This is a genomic window from Paenibacillus sp. MDMC362, from assembly GCF_003269305.1.
Taxonomy (GTDB): Bacteria; Bacillota; Bacilli; order Paenibacillales; family Paenibacillaceae; genus Paenibacillus_AQ.
This window is the reverse complement of sequence record NZ_QLYT01000069.1, coordinates 25,739-44,128: the sequence shown is the minus strand read 5'-3', so window position 1 is coordinate 44,128 and position 18,390 is coordinate 25,739. Positions and strand designations below refer to the sequence as shown.

At 48.7% G+C, this 18,390-nt stretch carries 17 protein-coding genes; 11 read left to right on the top strand and 6 right to left on the bottom strand.

Features of this window, described 5'->3' with window-relative positions; genetic code table 11:
• Positions 1 to 75: 75 nt before the first annotated feature.
• Positions 76 to 267, top strand: a complete 192-nt coding sequence (locus tag DP091_RS28105) for a Spo0E family sporulation regulatory protein-aspartic acid phosphatase (protein ID WP_181469939.1) — start codon at positions 76 to 78, stop codon at positions 265 to 267.
• A gap of 313 nt (positions 268 to 580) precedes the next feature.
• On the opposite strand, the gene DP091_RS28095 is transcribed toward DP091_RS28105, so the two are convergent.
• The 6 genes from DP091_RS28095 to DP091_RS28075 all read right to left on the bottom strand — a co-directional run bounded on the left by DP091_RS28095 (position 581) and on the right by DP091_RS28075 (position 7,408).
• On the bottom strand, positions 581 to 2,176 hold the full coding sequence (locus DP091_RS28095; RefSeq protein WP_258394721.1) for an FtsX-like permease family protein: 1,596 nt from the start codon (positions 2,174 to 2,176) through the stop codon (positions 581 to 583).
• Between the two features lie 68 nt (positions 2,177 to 2,244).
• Positions 2,245 to 2,958 carry a hypothetical protein gene (locus tag DP091_RS32160; protein WP_258394720.1) on the bottom strand — a complete coding sequence of 238 codons (714 nt, stop codon included), beginning with the start codon at positions 2,956 to 2,958 and terminating at the stop codon, positions 2,245 to 2,247.
• A 6-nt stretch (positions 2,959 to 2,964) separates the two neighbouring features.
• The gene (locus DP091_RS28090) at positions 2,965 to 3,729 is read right to left on the bottom strand and encodes an ABC transporter ATP-binding protein (RefSeq protein ID WP_113061356.1); all 765 of its coding nucleotides are present in this window, start codon (positions 3,727 to 3,729) and stop codon (positions 2,965 to 2,967) included.
• A gap of 95 nt (positions 3,730 to 3,824) precedes the next feature.
• On the bottom strand, positions 3,825 to 5,270 hold the full coding sequence (locus DP091_RS28085; protein ID WP_113061355.1) for a HAMP domain-containing sensor histidine kinase: 1,446 nt from the start codon (positions 5,268 to 5,270) through the stop codon (positions 3,825 to 3,827).
• A 5-nt stretch (positions 5,271 to 5,275) separates the two neighbouring features.
• Positions 5,276 to 5,983, bottom strand: coding sequence for a response regulator transcription factor (locus DP091_RS28080; protein WP_113061354.1), 708 nt, complete (start codon positions 5,981 to 5,983; stop codon positions 5,276 to 5,278).
• A gap of 402 nt (positions 5,984 to 6,385) precedes the next feature.
• Complete coding sequence (locus DP091_RS28075) at positions 6,386 to 7,408, bottom strand: LacI family DNA-binding transcriptional regulator (RefSeq protein ID WP_113061353.1); 1,023 nt, start codon at positions 7,406 to 7,408, stop codon at positions 6,386 to 6,388.
• A 360-nt stretch (positions 7,409 to 7,768) separates the two neighbouring features.
• Here DP091_RS28075 and DP091_RS28070 point away from each other — a divergent pair, with 360 nt between their 5' ends.
• From DP091_RS28070 to DP091_RS28025, 10 genes are all read left to right on the top strand, one after another.
• A complete protein-coding gene (locus tag DP091_RS28070; RefSeq protein WP_113061352.1) occupies positions 7,769 to 9,133 on the top strand; it encodes a DUF4832 domain-containing protein in 1,365 nt (454 codons plus the stop codon).
• Positions 9,111 to 10,436, top strand: a complete 1,326-nt coding sequence (locus DP091_RS28065; protein WP_113061351.1) for an acyltransferase domain-containing protein — start codon at positions 9,111 to 9,113, stop codon at positions 10,434 to 10,436. Before DP091_RS28070 ends, DP091_RS28065 begins: the two co-directional genes overlap by 23 nt.
• A complete protein-coding gene (locus tag DP091_RS28060) occupies positions 10,417 to 11,508 on the top strand; it encodes a DUF4832 domain-containing protein (RefSeq protein ID WP_113061350.1) in 1,092 nt (363 codons plus the stop codon). Before DP091_RS28065 ends, DP091_RS28060 begins: the two co-directional genes overlap by 20 nt.
• Before the next feature lie 47 nt (positions 11,509 to 11,555).
• Positions 11,556 to 12,821 carry a Gfo/Idh/MocA family protein gene (locus DP091_RS28055; protein WP_258394719.1) on the top strand — a complete coding sequence of 422 codons (1,266 nt, stop codon included), beginning with the start codon at positions 11,556 to 11,558 and terminating at the stop codon, positions 12,819 to 12,821.
• A 32-nt stretch (positions 12,822 to 12,853) separates the two neighbouring features.
• Positions 12,854 to 13,780, top strand: a complete 927-nt coding sequence (locus DP091_RS28050; RefSeq protein WP_113061348.1) for an ABC transporter permease — start codon at positions 12,854 to 12,856, stop codon at positions 13,778 to 13,780.
• Complete coding sequence (locus tag DP091_RS28045) at positions 13,780 to 14,676, top strand: carbohydrate ABC transporter permease (protein WP_113061347.1); 897 nt, start codon at positions 13,780 to 13,782, stop codon at positions 14,674 to 14,676. The genes DP091_RS28050 and DP091_RS28045 overlap by 1 nt, the downstream gene beginning before the upstream one ends.
• A 71-nt stretch (positions 14,677 to 14,747) precedes the next feature.
• Entirely contained in the window at positions 14,748 to 16,205 is a 1,458-nt protein-coding gene (locus DP091_RS28040) for an ABC transporter substrate-binding protein (protein WP_113061346.1), read from the top strand.
• 280 nt (positions 16,206 to 16,485) lie between these two features.
• Positions 16,486 to 17,145, top strand: a complete 660-nt coding sequence (locus DP091_RS28035) for a TetR/AcrR family transcriptional regulator (RefSeq protein WP_113061345.1) — start codon at positions 16,486 to 16,488, stop codon at positions 17,143 to 17,145.
• Positions 17,146 to 17,147: 2 nt separating this feature from the next.
• Complete coding sequence (locus DP091_RS28030; protein ID WP_113061344.1) at positions 17,148 to 17,516, top strand: DUF4180 domain-containing protein; 369 nt, start codon at positions 17,148 to 17,150, stop codon at positions 17,514 to 17,516.
• A gap of 59 nt (positions 17,517 to 17,575) precedes the next feature.
• On the top strand, positions 17,576 to 18,226 hold the full coding sequence (locus DP091_RS28025) for a formylglycine-generating enzyme family protein (protein WP_113061380.1): 651 nt from the start codon (positions 17,576 to 17,578) through the stop codon (positions 18,224 to 18,226).
• Positions 18,227 to 18,390: the final 164 nt, after the last annotated feature.

The window sequence follows — 18,390 nt, the reverse complement described above, 5'->3', positions numbered from 1 at the left end:
ATAAACTGATTCGCGTTATCGATAACTGTGGCGACTGTCATCAATCACTTGTTACGACGGGGGTGGGTGAACAAGGTGATTTCTATCGAGAGTGAGCTCAAACAAGTATCGAAAAAACTCGAACTTCTCCGAAGAGAACTTGAGCGAGTGGCCAGCAGTTTCGAATTGGTGCATCAAGATGTTGTTGCAATTTCACAGTCGTTGGATAAGCTGATTATTCGTTACATGGAATTAAAAAAACAAGAGGAATATATCAAAAAAAAGTAGATTTTCTTCATATTTGACACATAAGGCACAGAAGATACCTTCTGTGCCTTATGTGTTTCTGTTTGGATTTCAAATGTCGGGGGAATAAGAGGGAAAACCCCTCGTTGTAGAGGGGGATTATAAAGTGGTTGATCATCGTACCGTAATGGAGTCTGGCAGATGTATGGAGTATGGAGCTAAGGAGATCGATGGGTTTTCATGCTATGAACTATTCGGTTTTCCGCTTGTGTGGGGAACTTTAGATCTATCAAAGCAAGAAGTAAAAAAGATGACCTCCGACATTCGGAGGTCATCTTCTGTTCATGGACGGTCTTCATGAATCCATGACCAGCACGCGAAGGGAGGTGCGGCGGAGCATTCGCGAAGCCAGCCAGCAGCCGCTGATGGCGATAACAAGCGCGATCAGAGTCAGCCCAATGACCAGCGGCCATTCCACGATGAGCGGCAGTTTGACAATCCCATAGGTAGAGAGCAGACCGCGCAGCACGGCTGGCAATCCGTAGACGCCGCAAGCGATGCCGGCCAGCGCACCGAGCGCAGCCAGTCCGGCAATGCCGCTTGTCAAGGCACGACGAATGTCGGTTGCGGTCAAGCCGAGCGAGGCATAAATGCCATATGTCTTCGTTTCCTTACGAATATGCAGCCGGCAAGTTGTATAAACAATAAGACAAGTGACAGCCATGAACAGTAGGGCCAGCATACTCATCGGAATGAGCAAAACCGCCGCGGCTTCTTTGAATACGGAATCGAGCAGCACTTCCTGCTTCAGCGCTTGAATGGAAGGGCTGTAACGTTCGTTCAACTGCTGCACAAACGCATCGCTGTCCGTATTGTTCTTAAGTTGAATAAACCCGGCGTCCGGATTCAACTGCTCGACAAGATCCGATGTGACCCTAGCGACGTTCGACATGTTGGAAATAGACTGAAAGGTGCCGGTGATCAGCAATTGATGCGGTTCTCCTTCGATGTAGACCGTGACTACGTCGCCGATGCCTTTTTGCAATTTACGGGCAATATTGATCCCGATGGAAATTTCATCAGGGAGTGCGGGATTACGGCCTGCAAGCGAGGCAAATCCGAGCTCGTCCATGCTGCCTTCCACGACCGTCAAAGGGAGACTGAATGTCTGTTGAGGATTGTCATCCTCTTTGGCCATGGCGATGACGCCGGTGGCTGATCCGGACCAGTTCAGACTGTGAACCCGTGGGTCGCTTTGGATATAAGATTGCATTTCCGCCCGATCTATACCTTCCGCATGGATAACCATAATCGCGATATCCGCATCGTCATAACCCCACTGGGCCGACGTTTCACTGATGCGATAGACGCTGGTTACCAGCACGGCGCCAAAGACGAGCACAGCCACCGTGATGCTCATCAACAGCAAGATCAGCGCTGCGCTTTTTTTGTTCCCGCTCACATGCTTCCAGCCGATAACCGTGGGTACGGACCATCGATCCAGCAGTCTTCTGCGGGCACCATGCCGATGAATGCGACTATGTGAAGACTCCGACATGCCGTAACGGATCGCTTGAATGGGCTCGATATGGCGTGTCTTGGAAGCATAAACAAGGACGCATAGAAGGATGATGAGCAGCAGGCCGCAGCCAGTCCAGATCGCAACGTCTGCCGCTTGAACGGGAACAGGAGCCGTGTCGGATTTGAGGAAAGACAGGGAATTCTGGATGATGACGCCTGAAAGGAAGTGACTTGCAATCAGTGCAGGGACCAAGGCGACAATCGTCATTAAACCGTACTGCAGCAAGTAGGTGCCGATGATGCGTTCGGAGGTCATGCCAATCGACTTGAGAATGCCGATCGTGCGGTAATTGGCAAGGATTGTGTCCGTGATCGTAAAGCCGATCGTGAGCAAGGCGACGAGGATCATCACCAGTCCGAGGAAACTCATCACAAAGCCGATCACCTTGTTCATGATGAAATAAAAGGCCGACAATTCGGCAAACGAAACGCGCTCCTCTAAAAACGGCGACCCGAGCGCCTGCTCAAAACGCTGCCAGTATTCCTCTGTTCAGGATACGCATAGCGAAGCGACAACATGTATTGCTCCTGAGTGGACAAGCTACCCATGGTTGACCGATAGTCGGCTTCGTTCATCCAGATGCGGGCAGTGGTCGAGAAAGGACCGCCATGGGATATGTCAATGACAATCGCACCGATCGTGAATTGTGCCGGTGCAGACCCTGAGGTGAACACCAATTCATCGCCGATCTGCATGTTGTATTTGTAGGCAAGCGAGGTGGGTATCCAGATTTCGCCGACTTCCGGAACCGTCAGATGCTCAGGGCCTGTACCGGGAAGAGGATTGTTGACCCCATGCGGCATCGGCGGGGTATTGATCATATACAGATAAAGATTGGGCAATTCTTCCCCGTTAAAGACCAGTCCGGTCCATGGCTTGTAAGGGATTAAGCTGGACGCGTCTACGCCTTCTTGGCTGGACCACCAGTCAGCTACCAACTGTTCGTCATGCAGTCCACGGGTCATATTTATGACTTCGTGCGCACCATGAGCAGCCGTATGGCGATCATTGAATACATTCTCCGTATTCATCAAGACCGTGAATGCGGTGCTGACGAGTAGAGCGGAGAGGGCAATAAGCAATGCGATCAGCGTATTTTGCAATTTTCTTTTGCGCAGGTTGCCCCAGCAGAGTGTGAATATGGCTCGCATCCCAGACTACCTCCTCCCGGTGACATAAGCGAAGATCATCGCTTCCCGCTCGGAGGCCTGTTCCGGATTGTAGGGCCCCATATCCAGCGCGCCACCGATCTTGCCGTCGCTAATGTAGATAAGGCGATTGCCCCGGCAGGCTGCCTTCATGTCGTGGGTGACCATGACAATCGATTGACCGTCCGCATGCATCCGGCTCAATATATCAAGCACCGTAACGCCTTGCTCGTAGTTCAGACTGCCGGTAGGTTCATCGGCGAAAATAATGTCCGGATTATTGATGAACGCCCTGGCGATTGCCGCCCGCTGCTGCTGCCCTCCGGATACTTGGGAAGGCAACCGGCTGCCCTGTTTATCGAGGGAGAGATTGACCATCAAGTCATTTGCCCGTTGCCGTACTTGTTCCTTGTCCTGATTTGCGATATATCCAGGGAGGGCAATGTTATCGAACAGCGACAGATCGGGTACAAGGTTGCTGTTTTGGTAGATAAAACCGATCCGATTCGCCCGAAAGCGTGCAAGCTCCTTGGCTGAAAATTGATCAAAGCGCTGTCCTTGCAGACAGACTTCTCCGGTTGTCACTTCATCAAGTCCGCTGAGCAAATACAGCAAGGTGGACTTTCCCGACCCCGAGTCGCCCATGATGACCGTAAAATCTCCTGCGTAAATCGACAGATCGACATTCCGAATGGCATGGTACTGCTCCTTGCCAGTGGTGTATGTTTTGCATAAATTTGCGGCTTGCAGCATGATGGTTTTGCTTGAAGGCATATTCTGATCTCCTCTCTTATCTTCCCATGCCACCAAATTATAGAGAACGATTCTTGCACATTTGTTATCAAATTATAAATAAAGTATGACAGGGGTCAACTGAGGGGCAGAGTCAAGTAGAAAGCCGTTCCCTGCTGCTGTTGGCTGTGAAAAGAGATCGTGCCGCCATGCGCTTCCATAATATACTTGCAAATCGACAACCCGAGTCCGACCCCGTGGCGCTCGGTCGGTTGGCTGGCCGTTCGTTGTGAAACGCTGCCTTGGTAGTACCGATCAAAAATAAAAGGCATATCCTGCGGGGAAATTCCGCTCCCTGTATCGGAGACGATGATCTGCAGGCAGGATGTTTCCGAGTGTTCTTCAACAGAGAGTCGAATCGTATCCCCGGGCTCCGTATGCTTCAGTGCGTTCGTGACGAGATTGGACAGAACTTGCTCGATCCGTATGGCATCGATAACGACAAGCACGTTGGGAATAGCAGAGGGTTCTTGGCAGCGTACGCCCATCGTACGGATATAATGGGCCATCGCCCGCAAGATCGGCTCCAGCGTTGGAGCGCTGTATTGCTCAATCGGATGTACGGCAATCTGCTCCAGATCACGCAGCGCGTGCAGCAGCAAATCGTCTACGAGCACGGTCATCTTGCTCGTATTCGCATGCACCACCTCAAGGTATGCCATCACACTCGGCAGATCCGGGCATATGCCTTCCCGAATTGCATCGATATAGGCTTTGATCGTTGCCAGCGGAGTTTTTAAGTCATGAGACAGATTGGAAATCAGCTCTTTGTGCGACTGGCTGTGCGCGGCTTGCTGCATATGTAAATTACGAATCTCTTCACGCATGAGATCAAATACGGCATAGAGCTCCCCGACCTCGTTATCGCTGGTCCATTCGGCACGCTGCTCGTAGTTGCCTTTCAATATGGCTTCGGCATAAGGCTTGAGCCCGGCGACAGGCTGAACCCAATCACGCTGCACCCGGCGTTTGATGGAGAAGAATAAATAAAGCAGCGTCAATAGGGCCAGAGATAGCAGCGCCCACGGCACATATAGCGGCAAGTCTGAGGAGGGGAAGGCTGCGGCTACGGCAGATGCAGGCACAGCAAACTGAGCGTAGCCCACAAAGCTCTTGCTGCCGGCGTCCAGCAGCGGAAAAGCCAGATGATAATAAGACGGTTCGCTGTCAGAAATACGCAGCGTGTAGTCGAGTTCAAAGCGCGGATGAATATGGCGCACGGATGAATCATCGCTGTCATAGATCATCGTTCCGTCAGGAAATACAACCTTGAGGCCGATCCCTGTCTCTTGACTCCAGCTGGTTAATTGCCGCCGAATCGGAGCATCGGCCAGCAGCAAGTCGGCATGCTCATTCTCAAGGTTATGGACAACCGTATTTGTCAGCACGCGAATAGGGTTGACAATGGATGACGAATCGGGCTGGTTTGAGGGCCAAACGAGCCAAACGACGGATAGCAAAATAACCATAATAGATAGGCAGGCTGCCCAGAGCCTTCTTGTTTGCCACGATTTCCAGTACATGGGAGCTACACCGTCTCATCGGGGGTGAATTTATAACCGACGCCCCAAACCGTTTGGATATAGGAGGAGTTGATCTCGGCCCGTCCCAGCTTCTCGCGGAGCCGCCGAATGTAGACCGTGATGGTATTATCCTCGACATAAGCTGAATACCCCCAGACCTGATCCAGCAGCTGCGACTTGGTAAACACTTGATTCGGGTTAGATGCCAGGAAGTAAAGCAGATCAAATTCTTTGGCGGTTAACGAAATTTCCTGCTGTCCGACCATGACCCAGCGGGCATTATTATCTATCGAAAGAGTGCCGAATTGCACTCGCTGCTGTAGGGACGCCGGGATTGCCGGGTCTGCAATTCTGCGCAAATGTGCCTGAACGCGGGCGACCAGTTCGCTGAGCGAGAAAGGCTTGGTCATATAATCATCGGCGCCGAAACCAAGGGCAAGCACTTTGTCCGTATCGCTGCTGCGGGCGCTTAAAATAAGAATGGGCGCAGTCGTCAACGTACGGAGCTTCCGGCATACTTCAATTCCGTCGGCATCAGGCAATGTCAGATCGAGAATAATAAAATCCGGCTGCCGGTTGCGGACTTCCTGCAATCCGTCGCCAGCATTTTCCGTGATGAATGTGCTGAATCCCTGAACGCGCAAATAGTCGTTCACGATGCGAGATATATCCTGCTCATCTTCAATGATCAGTACTGTTTTAGGAGAATTCATGAAATAGTCGCCCCTGTTCCGTATGCTTAAATAGTGAGTCCATTATAGCATGGGCCGGAATGAAGCATAGGGAAAATAAGGGGAACCTTACCAATTGAAAGGCTTGGTGTGAAGTGAAGTCATATCAGGAACACGGTTGCCTAAACTGTGGAGCACGCAGCCAGAGGGTAGCCTTATTAGATTCTTAGAAGAACAACAGCTATCGGGATATTCCCGATAGCTGTTTTCATAGTTTCGGATATCATTCTGCCGCTTTCGTTATTTTGTCCATGTACCGATCTTATGAGCTCCGTTTGAAAGACGTTCCGTTATAGCAAAATCAACCCCAGGTTGGTTTGTAGTCGGATCAAGAATAGCTATTGCCAGCTCATAGGTGCCGTTTGGCAGCACCGGACCCTTCCCTTAAGTAGAACTGCGTACGACCAAGCGGGTAGGCAAAATCACTTTCTTAGGCAGTAGTTGGTTTCCGTTCATTCTGTCGATCAGGTTGTCGACGGCAACCATGCCGATTTCTTTTGTCGGTACGTCGATCGTTGATAAGGGGGGATTGGAATATTTGGATACCTCAATATTGGATAGGCCTATGACAGCTACTTCATTAGGAACGGAAACGCCGTTGTTATACAAGCCGTTGAGGGCGGCCATAGCCATTAGATCGCTGCCTGCAAAGAAGGCGGTCGGGCAATTGTTGGTTTTGCATAAATGATTCACTTTTTCAATGCAGACCGCTTCATCCCACATGCAATCAATAACCCAATCGGGATTCACCGACATTCCGGCAGCATGCATGCTGGCGTAGTAGCCTCGATAACGGCGGCTGTCTTTCAAGTTATTGGTTAATCCGCTTCCCCCGATGTATCCAATCCGGGTATGACCTTTGTCAATGAGATGGTTGACGGCCATCGAAGCGACATTGTAATGATCATAGCCCACATTATCGATATCCCCGCGTTCGGTATCAATCCCCACGATATAAGGAACCTGCTTGCGGATATACTCATAGGTTTCACCGTTCAAGGATTCCATAAGAATCAGGCCGGTAATCGGTTCGCTGAATGTATGGAATAAAATCTTGCTGTCATTCAGTTCAATTCCAGTCCGAATAAAGGAAATGCTATATCCCGCACTCAGCAATCGCTCTTCCACGCCGGATAAAATCGACATGAAATAGGGATCGTTGTATTTATCCTTTGTAACGCTTAATACACACCCGATTTTGATGTGCGACTTGCTGTCGGGATGTTCCGTGGTTACCACTTTCCGCTTGGGACTTGAAGTGATTTTATAGTTGAGCTGCGTAACAGCCTGCCACACCCGCTCCCGAGTTTCGTCCGTAATTTTATATTTCGTATCATTGTTTAACACTCTGGATACGGTGGCGGTAGATACATTCGCTAATTTAGCAACATCCCGAATGGTACTCATAAATAAACACATTCTCCTTTTTAGTTACGAATAGTCACCATTACCATTTAGAGTTTATAGGAATGTTACATGGTAAACAATGATGGACTTGAAAAATGTATTGTTGCGTTATTTGTTGCGCGATTACGTTACGTTATTCAAGTGTATCTATATTCATGATTGAAATCAATCATAACATGTTAATGTCATGCTGTGTTACTACAAATTTTTTGAAAAATCAAAATTATTATTGCAAGAATATGCAAGGATGATATAACATGGAATCACGAAACAACACGAGTATTACGTGAAGTTGTTACGTTAAATTAACGTAACAAAACGGAGGTATTTGTTTAGCAGGCGACGGGGGGTGATATTAACATGAACAAGGCGGTAACGGTTTACCCCATGATGGTAGAAGACATCCTAAACAACCCGGGCATAGGTTTTACGGCAGCACCGGGGTTAATGGGAGACCTGGATCAGATCTGCGACAATCGAGGGGAAGAGCACAAGAAATATAAGTTCACGGAAGACAGCAGAACGTACAATCATCCCGACAGCAAAGTGTATTTCTGCAGCGTGCGCTGGCGGGACCTGGAAGTTCGCCAGGGAGAGTACAGGTGGGAAGTTCTTGAGGAGAGGCTGGACTACGCCAAATCGATAGGCTGTACGGCCGTGGTTCGCTGTTCCCCATACGCGTTAAGCGAAGAGGATGATATACCTGCCTGGTATCGTGAGGAGCATCCGGAGGAGCCAGACTTTCCGTTCTGGAGAGTAGACCCTGAGACAACACCCTATGTGTTGTATTGGTCTGACTTTATCAAAGCGTTTGCCGCACGGTTTGACGGACATCCGGTCATAAGCTCGGTTGATTTGACGATTGTAGGGGCCTGGGGAGAAGGCGGCGGAACGGAGTTTTTAAAGCCGGAGGCCATAAAACACATTACAGATGCCTACCTGGATGGGTTTAAAATAACCCCTCTCCAAGCATTGCTGCATGATGCCTTGTCGATCAGCATCATGAAGGGGCGCAAAGCCAAAGTGGGCTTTCGCGTCGATTGCTTGGGTGATATGGGCGGCTTTCATGGAAATGAGTGGTCACATATGACGGATTTCTATCCCCAGAATATTCAGAATTTCAAGATGGGCGAAGCCTGGGAGAAGGCTCCGGTTCTATTTGAAGCATGCTGGCACATGAATGATTGGTATCTTCAGGGCTGGGATATGGATTATATCATTCAAGAAACGCTGAAGTGGCATATTTCATCCTTTAACAATAAAGGAACGGTGGTCCCCGAACCGTGGAAAGAGAAGGTCAAGGCTTGGCTGAACAAGATGGGATACCGCTTTGAATTGAGAAAGTTCACGTACGATTCGTGGGTCAAGGCGGGCGGTCAGCTAAAAATCAGTGCATTGTGGGCTAATGTAGGAGTAGCGCCGATTTATAATCCTTATCCGCTGGTTGTGAGGCTTACTGGCCATGATCAAACCTATACGCTGCGCAGCAGAGAGGATATCAGGGAGTGGCTGCCGGACGAAGATATTGTGTGGGAAGAGTGTTTCGGTTTACCCGGTAATATGTCCGAAGGCGAATATCAGTTGGAGATAGGCATCGAAACCGGGGTTAAGGAAATCGGGAATATCCAGCTGGCCATCGAGGGGAACAAGGACGGCTATTACCCGATGGGCAAGTTAACAGTTGAACGGGGGAGACAAGGAAATGGAGAGCCTGTTGAAGTTTAACGAGTGTATCGCAATCTGCAACTTTGATTACCTGCCAGAAGGGCTGGAAGCTAAATATGATCGATATAAACCGGATGGCAAGCCCCATCTTATCCCGCGGGAGTTCTTGTCCGGAATTTTTGAGCAGTATCCAATTCCTGAACCTACCCGCCAATGGCTCGTTCATGGGATTGAGGCGATAGAAAAGGATGACGTACTATTTCATTTCACTCAATTTTTAGTAGAGGATATGTGCACTTTGCGCAATCGCTGTGACGAGACCCATTATACGAATATGACGCCAGGATGCATGGCGCAATACGGAGAATTATACTCCTTTCTATTGCTGCTGGCCTGCGTTGTTCCTTCCATGAACATGCTGGAGGCGCGTTCCATACCTAAAGCTTACTACGAGCAGATCCCTCAACAGCCCCTGAAGCTTCAATTGGAAAAGCTGGTGCAGCACGGCGATGCCAAGGTTCATGATTTTCCATGGGTGATGAATTTTTATACCTGCTCTATCTTTCTGTTAGACCGGTTTTATTTTATCCCCTACCGATTTGAGGATCCTTTCACCATGTTCCGTCATGTGAACACGCAGGAGGTTATTGCCCTTCGGCACGCAGGCGAAGAATTTCGCAGCGATGGTCAACGGAACGGAATCAATGATGTATATGATCTTCAAGGAAACTTCACCTCAGAATGGCACGAGAATGCCGAGTTTGTCATCGCAAATCGGATAAATCCCATGGGATTCGTTGAAAGAGAAACGATGCCGATCCTGAAGAAGGAATGGGAGCCGGTACTTCAAACAGGGGATGCGCTGTTAGCGCTCCACATTCCATCCGGCCCCGGGTACACGCCGGACAGGTTGAAGAATTCCATGAAGATGGCTGCTGCATTCTATGACCAGTACTTTCCGGAGTTACCCATCAAAGGCTTCTGGAGCTCAAGCTGGCTTTATGATACCAGGCTGTCGCTGATCCTGGATCATGATAGAAGCAATATTGTCCTCGTTCAACGACAATTCTATAATTATCCGACCATGGAAGGGGACGGCATGCTGCGTTATGAAGCCTTTGGGGACAGGGAGGCAGACCCGGTCCGAAACCCAGGCGAATATACAACCACCCTGCAAAAAGCAGCAGCGGCGTATATGGAGACGGGAGCCCGTTTTAACACATTAAGCATGATTGTATTGCGGGAGGATATCGACAAGATTGGCAGCCGGCCGTACATAACCGATGCAGACATCGAGCAATTCCATCGCACCGTTGACAGCCATTTGCAAGGGAGAGAAGAGGATGGGGAAATACTCGCTTGAAAATTACGAGAAGTATAAAACCGTGAAAATCCGACCCCAACCCTTATTGAACCGGGAGTTTGATGCAGGCCAGGGTCCATTCGAATACGTCTCCTTCTCCTGGAGAGCGCTTGAGCCGGTTCGAGGAGAATACAGGCTGGAAGCGATCAATGAAGCACTGCATACGGCCCATAATCCCATTCTTGTCCTGGTACCGGAATTGCCGATCTGGGTTCAGGGTTACGCACCTGGTTGTTTTGCGGCTTTGGTCCGAAAAGTCGGGAGTTATATCGACTTCGACAGACGCTTAACAGCCGTTCTGATATCAACCCTGGCTGACAGTAAGGAAGAGTGGAACGCTTATGTGGAATCGTTTGAGACGCAGACGCTGCTAGCCGAGCTGCAGGATGACAGATTGATTCAACATTTAAGAGACTGCGGCCGCGGATTTGGCCTGCTGGTGAAGTGCGGTGAGGAGAATTGGATCGAATGCTGTGAGGCTTTTGCCATACATAGGCTGCAGAAGGTGTGGAAACGCTGCCAGGTGGTCCTTGATGTGACCGATAACGTTTGCGGTCCTCATACCAGACGCGAGGCATATCGCTGGCACGCCGCTCTCTCCAATCTGAATATAGGACTTGGATATCATCTAACTTTACGCAGGCTGACGTATCCGGAAACGGTATATAGCCGTGGAAGCTTGCCGCTGCGATTCTGGTTTGTCAACGAGGGCAGTTCGAGAATTTACCAGGAGTTTCAGTTATGGGTGCAGTTAAAGCAGGGGGAGGTTTCCTGTGAATATCCCCTGCACGCCGCCACGCATTCCTGGTTAACCGGGGACCTTGTCCACAACGAGATGGTCCCCTTGAAGGATATGTTACCGGGAGAATATACGCTGAGTGTAGCACTCTTTTTCGAAGACCGGTCGTATATCCCTCTGCATATACAGAATTCGCAGCTGGATGGATATTATGAGGCAGGCGTGATTCGGGTCGAAATATGCGATGAGGATCCGCTTAGGCATATTTGGGATGACTATGATCCGGAAGGATATTATCCCTTGGAAGATCCCGTGATTCCCGAACAGCAATAGATGTTTCGAACAAGATGGTTAGGACAAATACGAGTTTGCTGGAGGTTATGGATTTGAAGTTAGCATTAATCGGCGCAGGACAAAGAGGCATGATCTACGCAAGGCATGCATACCCAAGCGAGGACATCGTTGCGGTCGTTGAACCGGATGACAGCAGAAGAAAGGCGGCAGCGGACGAGTTTCAGATTCCTTTGGAGAAACAATTTGAATCCGTAGATGAATTTTATCGGCTCGGCAAAATTTGCGATGCCGTCATTGTTTCTTCCATGGACCGCGATCATTACGCGCAAACGATGAGAGCGCTTGATCTTGGGTATGATATTTTGCTGGAAAAGCCCATTTCGCCAAGTCCGGAAGAAAGCTTGAGAATACAACGAAAAGCCAATGAAACAGGCCGGAAAGTGATTGTATGCCATGTGCTCAGATATACGAACTTCTTTGCGGAAATCAAGAAAATCATCGATAGCCAAGAGCTCGGCAAGATCGTGACCATACAGCACAACGAGAACATCGGCAATTTCCATATGGCACACTCCTTTGTACGGGGCAACTGGAGGAGAAGCGACCTGGCCAGCCCAATTATCATGCAGAAGTCCTGCCATGACATGGATATTCTGGCCTGGCTGGTGGACAGTCAAGCGAAACGGATCTCTTCCTATGGCAGCCTGACTTATTTCAAGGCGGAGAATGCACCGGCAGGCAGTGCGGAACGATGCCTCGACTGTAAGGTAGCAGCGAACTGCCGATTCGATGCAAGAAAAGCCTATTTGCCTATAAGGGGCCAATGGCCCGCTACCGTGATTTCGGCGGATCAGAGCGAGGAGGGACTGCTCCAAGCGCTCGCAACGAGTCCTTACGGACGCTGTGTTTATCGGCTTGACAATGATGTGTGCGACCATCAAGTCACCGTGATCGAGTTCAAGAACGGAGTAACGGCAACGTTTAATTTAAGCGGATTCACCAACAAAATGTACCGTACGCTCAAAATCATGTGCGAGCACGGGGAGATTCGAGGCGACGATAACATGAACATTATCGAAGTCACCCGGTTTAACTCCAATATGGCAGAACCCGTTCAGCAAACCGTCATTCGGCCAGCAGCGGTGAGCGGCGGACATAACGGCGGCGATACCGGTCTGATGAACGACTTTTTGGAGAATTTGGGGAATGCCGACTTCAGCAGCAGATCCTCCATCGACATGTCCGTCGAAAGCCATATCATGGCCTATGCCGCGGAAGAAGCGAGAATTACTGGTACCGTGGTCGATCTGGATCAACTTAAGGAGAGGCTGCAGAAGAGCATTTTGGCATAATCGTTTAATCACATTGCAAAGGTAGTGATGGAATGGGTTCCGTGGTTAAGGGGTTTCTATATGAAATAACGAAAAACCGAATACTGTATCTGATGTGCGTGCCTGCTCTGATCGTGCTGATCATGTTCTCCTATATCCCGTTTGCCGGGATATGGATGGCATTTACCGATTTTAATGTGGTTGATGGCATCTTCGGCAGTGAATTTGTGGGTCTGGACAATTTCAAATACTTTTTCTCGGAAAACAGCATGGGATGGAAGGTTACCTATAACACGCTGTACATCAACTTTTTCGGCCTCATCTTAGGCATTATCATTCCAGTCAGCATAGCCATTTTGATCAACGAAATCCGGCATAAAACCTACAAAAAGGTCGCTCAGAGCATGATGTTTTTTCCCTATTTCATCTCGTGGGTCGTCGTCGGGGCGATTCTGTATGGGATTTTCTCTACCGATGTGGGCGTTGCCAATCATATTCTGGAGTTCTTCGGAGCAGAGCCGATCAGATGGTACTCGGAGCCGAAGTATTGGAAATGGATCATCATTCTGTCGAGCGTCTGGAAATGGAGCGGGTACAGTTCCATTATCTATATGGCGGCGATGTCCAATTTTGATGGGAGCTTATACGAAGCGGCTAAGGTGGATGGCGCCAACAAATTGCAGCGGATATTTTACTTGACCGTGCCCATGCTGAAGCCGACGATCATCGTTTTGAGCTTGCTGAGCGTCGGACGAATCTTCTACGGGGATTTTGGGATGATTTACGGTATTGTCGGCAACAACCCGGTCCTGGCTGAAGAAGTCACGGTTATTGATACTTATGTTTACCAGTCGATGCGTACGCTGGGCTTTTCTTACTCTACGGCAATCGGGTTGTTTCAGTCCTTGATGGGATTGATCCTGATTACGGCTGCAAACCAATCGGCTAAGAAAATAAATGACGGAGAGGGTCTATTTTGATGAAACAAAAGAATAGATTGCTTGGCGATCAATTGGTGATAGCCTTTGCCTACGGTTTCATTGGCTTATTCGCGCTCGTGTGTCTGTATCCCCTGGTTTTAACGTTAAGCGTGTCCTTTTCTTCGGAGCAGGCCGTTGCGAGAAACGGGTATTCGATCATCCCACTGAGCCCCAGCTTGGATACCTATAAATATATCTTTGTTAATAGTGGAATGAAATTGCTCAAATCCTATGGCGTGACCCTGCTTGTAACGACCGTGGGGACGATGGGGGCGCTGCTGATTACCAGCATGATTGCCTTTTCCCTATCGATCAAAAAGCTGAAATACCGTAACGTACTCGCCTTCATTAGCAATTTTACGATTATTTTCTCGGCTGGCCTCATTCCGTGGTACATGGTCAGCGTCAATTATTATGGACTGAAGAACAGCATTCTGGCCTTGATCCTGCCGTCTATATTCAGCGTCTGGAACATGTTTCTGATGCGAACGTACTTTGCAAGCATCTCTCCATCTTTATATGAAGCGGCTGAGATGGACGGCGCCAATTATTTTACGATCTATGTAAAAATCGCTCTTCCATTAAGCAAGACCGCACTGTTGACGGTTGGTTTAATGTATGCGCTTCAATATTGGAATGATTGGTGGCATGCTCTGATTTTTATTAATGATCGTGATTTATTTCCGCTCCAGTATTTCCTCTACAACATCCTGTCGAACGTCAATGCGATAAGCTCCGGACGAATTCCATCAGGGGCATCAGGCAACATCACACTGCCTGCGGAGACCGTGAAGATGGCCATTACGGTCATTACGATCGGCCCGATCATGTTCCTCTACCCTTACATTCAAAAATACTTCGTGCACGGGATTATGGCGGGTGCCGTCAAAGAATAGACGCCTGCATGGGTTACTGGCCGATATCGGCTTTTAACATAGATAAACCATTTTATTAGGGAGGGTCTTTCATGAAAGCAAGGACAATGCTGATCTTGTTGGTCTTATTGTTGGCGTCCGTTTCGGTTATGACAGGATGCAGTGACAAAAAAGAGGGGGCAGCCAAGCTCGAAACCGTCACGATTCTGTATCCGGGGGAGCGAAGCGATCGCATGAGCGAATTTCTGGACAACGAGTTTGCCGAGAAGATGGCAGCCGATCTTGGTTTGAAGGTCGAAGTCACATTTGTGCCGTGGGCCCAGTATTGGGAACAAAAAGATATCATGCTGGCCGCAAATGAACCGATCGATTTATATTGGGACGGTCTCCCGGATCTGTCTACCATCGTCAACAAGAAACAAGCCATGGTATTGGATGATTTAATCGAGAAATATGGTCAGGATATGCTAAAGGTCCTGCCGATGGAGCAGCTTCAGGGGGCAACGATCGACGGGAAGATTCATGGCATTCCATCCGCTTATGCACCGTCCTCCGCCATGTACCAGCTGGTGGCCGTTCGTCAGGATATCCTCGAAGCGGTAGGGATGACGGATTTGAAGACAGCAGACGACTTAAAGGAATTCGCCACAAGGGCGAAAGAGAAATTTCCTGAAATGAAGGGACCCGCCGATATTGTCTTTAAACCGTTGACCCGATATTTTACCGATGAACAATATAACTGGATCGCCGTAGAAGATTTGGTCGTATTCGGGGAAGAGAGTAAAAAAGCATACAGCTACTATGAAACGGAAGCGTTCCAGGAAGTTGCGAAGTTTAATCACTCCATGTATGATGCAGGGTTGTATACTGAGGATTTGACCATCAAATATAACGAGAGAGACTCCCGCATGCAGACAGGCTTATACTTATGGGTTGAAGGATCTTTGGGCAAGGAAATGGAAATCGTTGATGCTATCAAAGCCAATGCGCCGGATGCCGAGGTGAAGACGTATCTGTTAGCCGAGGATAAACCGCGTTATGTGACAGCCGCAGGCGGAGAAGTGCTGGGCATACCTGTCAATGCTCCTAATCCGGAAGGCGCCATGAAGTTCGTGAATTGGATTTATAAATCCCAGGAGAATTATCTGTTTGCTCTCTATGGCGTCGAAGGCAAGGATTACGAGATTGTAGATGGAAGAATCAACAAGCTCACCGCTAGCGAATTTTTCTACGAATGGATGTTTAGAAACCAAAATTACCAATTGTTCGGGCCGAATGTGGCGCAAGAGTCCATCGATAAGTACAAGAGCTGGGATGAACAGGCTATCCGATCCGATTCATTGGGCTTCCGATTTAACAATGAAAAGGTCAAGTTAATCGAGACGGCCCTGAAAGAAGTCGCAGGCAAGGATTTAGCCGCTATACGTTCCGGTTTCGTCGATTTTGAGACGGAGTATCCTAAAGCCATCGAGAAGCTGAAGGCGGCTGGCATTGATGACTATGTCGCTGAGATCCAGCGTCAGCTGGATGAGTTTTTGGCGGGGAAATAACAGCGTGCTACTTTTGTTCCGTTTCTAACTCGGATAAGCTGTTAGCTTTGAGGCTGAGCTGAGATAAATGATGTGTAAACTCTAAGGGGTATTTTCTGAATAAGGAAATATCTCTTTTTTATATATGAGCACTTCATTCTTGCGAGTTATAACAAAAAAAGGATTCGTGCTGGGTCTGATCAAAAGCCTCCATTGACAATATGTGCCATCCTTGAGTACACTCTTTTTATTCCGACCGTTCAGTATAAATAAAATCAACAAAGATACAGGTGAAGAAATCATGCCCAAATTAGGAATGGGACCGAAGCGCAGGGCGGAGGTCATTAATGCCACGTTAACCTGCATCAGCATGTATGGAATTGACGGCATGACGCTGGATAAGGTGGCCGATCATGCGAACTGTTCCAAAGGAGTTGTCACATATTATTTCAAAAATAAGGATTATCTGACGGTTGAAGCCTTCAAATCGTTCTTGGCTTACTACGGACTGAAGATCGAATCAGGCATTGAGCATACGATGACACCGGGAGAAATGATGGATGTTACCCTGAAGTTTATAGTTCCCCCGCTCAGCGATGACGCCGATCGCACGATTAATGTGTCGCAGCTGGACGGGGTCGACAACATGTATATTCCGCTTGCGGATCAAGCCAAGCTCTTTGTCCAGTTTTACTCAAAGGCCATGCTGGATCGCAATTTGCAGGAAGTTGTATCGAAGAGCTACGAGAAGGATCTCCAAGGCATCGCCAAGATCATGGATTATGGTAATCGGGCGGGACAGATGTCCGTTGAGGATCCACGCAGCGCTGCCTATGGTGTGCTGGCGATGGCTATTGGTCTGAGTTTTTTTCGAGTTGCTAACGTTCCGCCAGCCAACGGCGACGACAATCGGTACATATGTGAGGATTATGTAAGAAGACTTACCAATACAGGAGAGTGACTATGAATATAGAGAAGATTGAAACAGATGGAGGAACGATAGCGGTCGTTAGCAGTAATGAAATAATAGTTAAGGATGTTCAGTCTGCATTGGATCTTATGGCAACCGTGCAATATGAAACAGGCAGCCATCGTATGGTAATGAATCAATCGATATTCAGCGAAGCCTTCTTCGATTTGAAGACCCGCCTTGCAGGCGAAATCCTTCAGAAGTATATCAATTATCATGTGAAGGTTGCGATCATCGGTGATTTTTCTGTGTATCCAAGCCAAAGCTTGCAAGATTTCATATATGAATGCAATAAGGGTAACGATTTCTTTTTCTTGCCGAGTGAGCAACAAGGAATTGAACGGTTAAGCAGGTTGAACTAAGAGACGGAAGAGGAGGAAGACGGTTGTCGGCACCTGGGTTTAATCCAAATGAATATCCGATGGTGAGCATTCCAGCAGGCGAGATTCAATTGAGGGACGACCGTATCCAATCTTCGTGGGCGGTCGAAGTGAACGCTTTTCAGCTTGCACCGGTTCCTGTTACAAAGGCTTTATATTACTCGCTCATGCCACAGTCAACCGGATTCGCTGAGGTTATGCAGGCTCCGGTCGTGGATGTATCATGGAATGATGCGATTCATTTCTGTAATGTGCTATCTCGACACTCAGGTCTGGACGAATGTTATTCGGTCACGAAGGATCGTGAGTGTGTTATATGGAATTGGGAGGCGGATGGATATCGCCTTCCGACAGAAGCGGAATGGCAATATGCGTGCAGAGCCGGGAGTGATGGCTATCGTTACGGAGAGCTTGATGACATCGCTTGGTATGAAGGGAATTCCGGGGGAGCCCTGCATGAGGTAGGCACAAAGCGTCCGAATGCGTGGGGCCTTTACGATATGCTCGGAAATGTGTGGGAGTGGTGCTGGGATGTATACGATCCGGACGTATACGGGTCGTACAGAGTATTCCGCGGCGGAAGCTGGGCGGAAGAGGCCAGGGGCTGCGGGGCGACATGCCGCCGCCGAAGCCACCCGACGTTTCGGATTGAAGATCTCGGATTTCGTCTGGCGAGATCGATTTCACGATAAAGCTGATCCTTCGGGATCAGCTTTTTTTGATCATGCAGCACCTAATGAATTTCCAATAAACGCATCGAAGCGCCGTCAATTTTCTCCAGATCGTCATAGGTGCTAGGCCAGCCATACTTCACTATAACTAGTTATGTCATATAATCTAACGCAATAAATATTGG

What these genes read in the sequence shown, in the direction of transcription:
- DP091_RS28025 (WP_113061380.1), top strand. Translation starts at nt 17,576, where the DNA reads ATGGTGAGCATTCCAGCAGGCGAGATTCAATTGAGGGACGACCGTATC.
- DP091_RS28075 (WP_113061353.1), bottom strand. Translation starts at nt 7,408, where the DNA reads ATGAGTACCATTCGGGATGTTGCTAAATTAGCGAATGTATCTACCGCC.
- DP091_RS28070 (WP_113061352.1), top strand. Translation starts at nt 7,769, where the DNA reads ATGAACAAGGCGGTAACGGTTTACCCCATGATGGTAGAAGACATCCTA.
- DP091_RS28035 (WP_113061345.1), top strand. Translation starts at nt 16,486, where the DNA reads ATGCCCAAATTAGGAATGGGACCGAAGCGCAGGGCGGAGGTCATTAAT.
- DP091_RS28045 (WP_113061347.1), top strand. Translation starts at nt 13,780, where the DNA reads ATGAAACAAAAGAATAGATTGCTTGGCGATCAATTGGTGATAGCCTTT.
- DP091_RS28085 (WP_113061355.1), bottom strand. Translation starts at nt 5,270, where the DNA reads ATGTACTGGAAATCGTGGCAAACAAGAAGGCTCTGGGCAGCCTGCCTA.
- DP091_RS28060 (WP_113061350.1), top strand. Translation starts at nt 10,417, where the DNA reads ATGGGGAAATACTCGCTTGAAAATTACGAGAAGTATAAAACCGTGAAA.
- DP091_RS28090 (WP_113061356.1), bottom strand. Translation starts at nt 3,729, where the DNA reads ATGCCTTCAAGCAAAACCATCATGCTGCAAGCCGCAAATTTATGCAAA.
- DP091_RS28080 (WP_113061354.1), bottom strand. Translation starts at nt 5,983, where the DNA reads ATGAATTCTCCTAAAACAGTACTGATCATTGAAGATGAGCAGGATATA.
- DP091_RS28050 (WP_113061348.1), top strand. Translation starts at nt 12,854, where the DNA reads ATGGGTTCCGTGGTTAAGGGGTTTCTATATGAAATAACGAAAAACCGA.
- DP091_RS28065 (WP_113061351.1), top strand. Translation starts at nt 9,111, where the DNA reads ATGGAGAGCCTGTTGAAGTTTAACGAGTGTATCGCAATCTGCAACTTT.
- DP091_RS28040 (WP_113061346.1), top strand. Translation starts at nt 14,748, where the DNA reads ATGAAAGCAAGGACAATGCTGATCTTGTTGGTCTTATTGTTGGCGTCC.
- DP091_RS32160 (WP_258394720.1), bottom strand. Translation starts at nt 2,958, where the DNA reads ATGCGAGCCATATTCACACTCTGCTGGGGCAACCTGCGCAAAAGAAAA.
- DP091_RS28055 (WP_258394719.1), top strand. Translation starts at nt 11,556, where the DNA reads ATGGATTTGAAGTTAGCATTAATCGGCGCAGGACAAAGAGGCATGATC.
- DP091_RS28095 (WP_258394721.1), bottom strand. Translation starts at nt 2,176, where the DNA reads ATGAGTTTCCTCGGACTGGTGATGATCCTCGTCGCCTTGCTCACGATC.
- DP091_RS28030 (WP_113061344.1), top strand. Translation starts at nt 17,148, where the DNA reads ATGAATATAGAGAAGATTGAAACAGATGGAGGAACGATAGCGGTCGTT.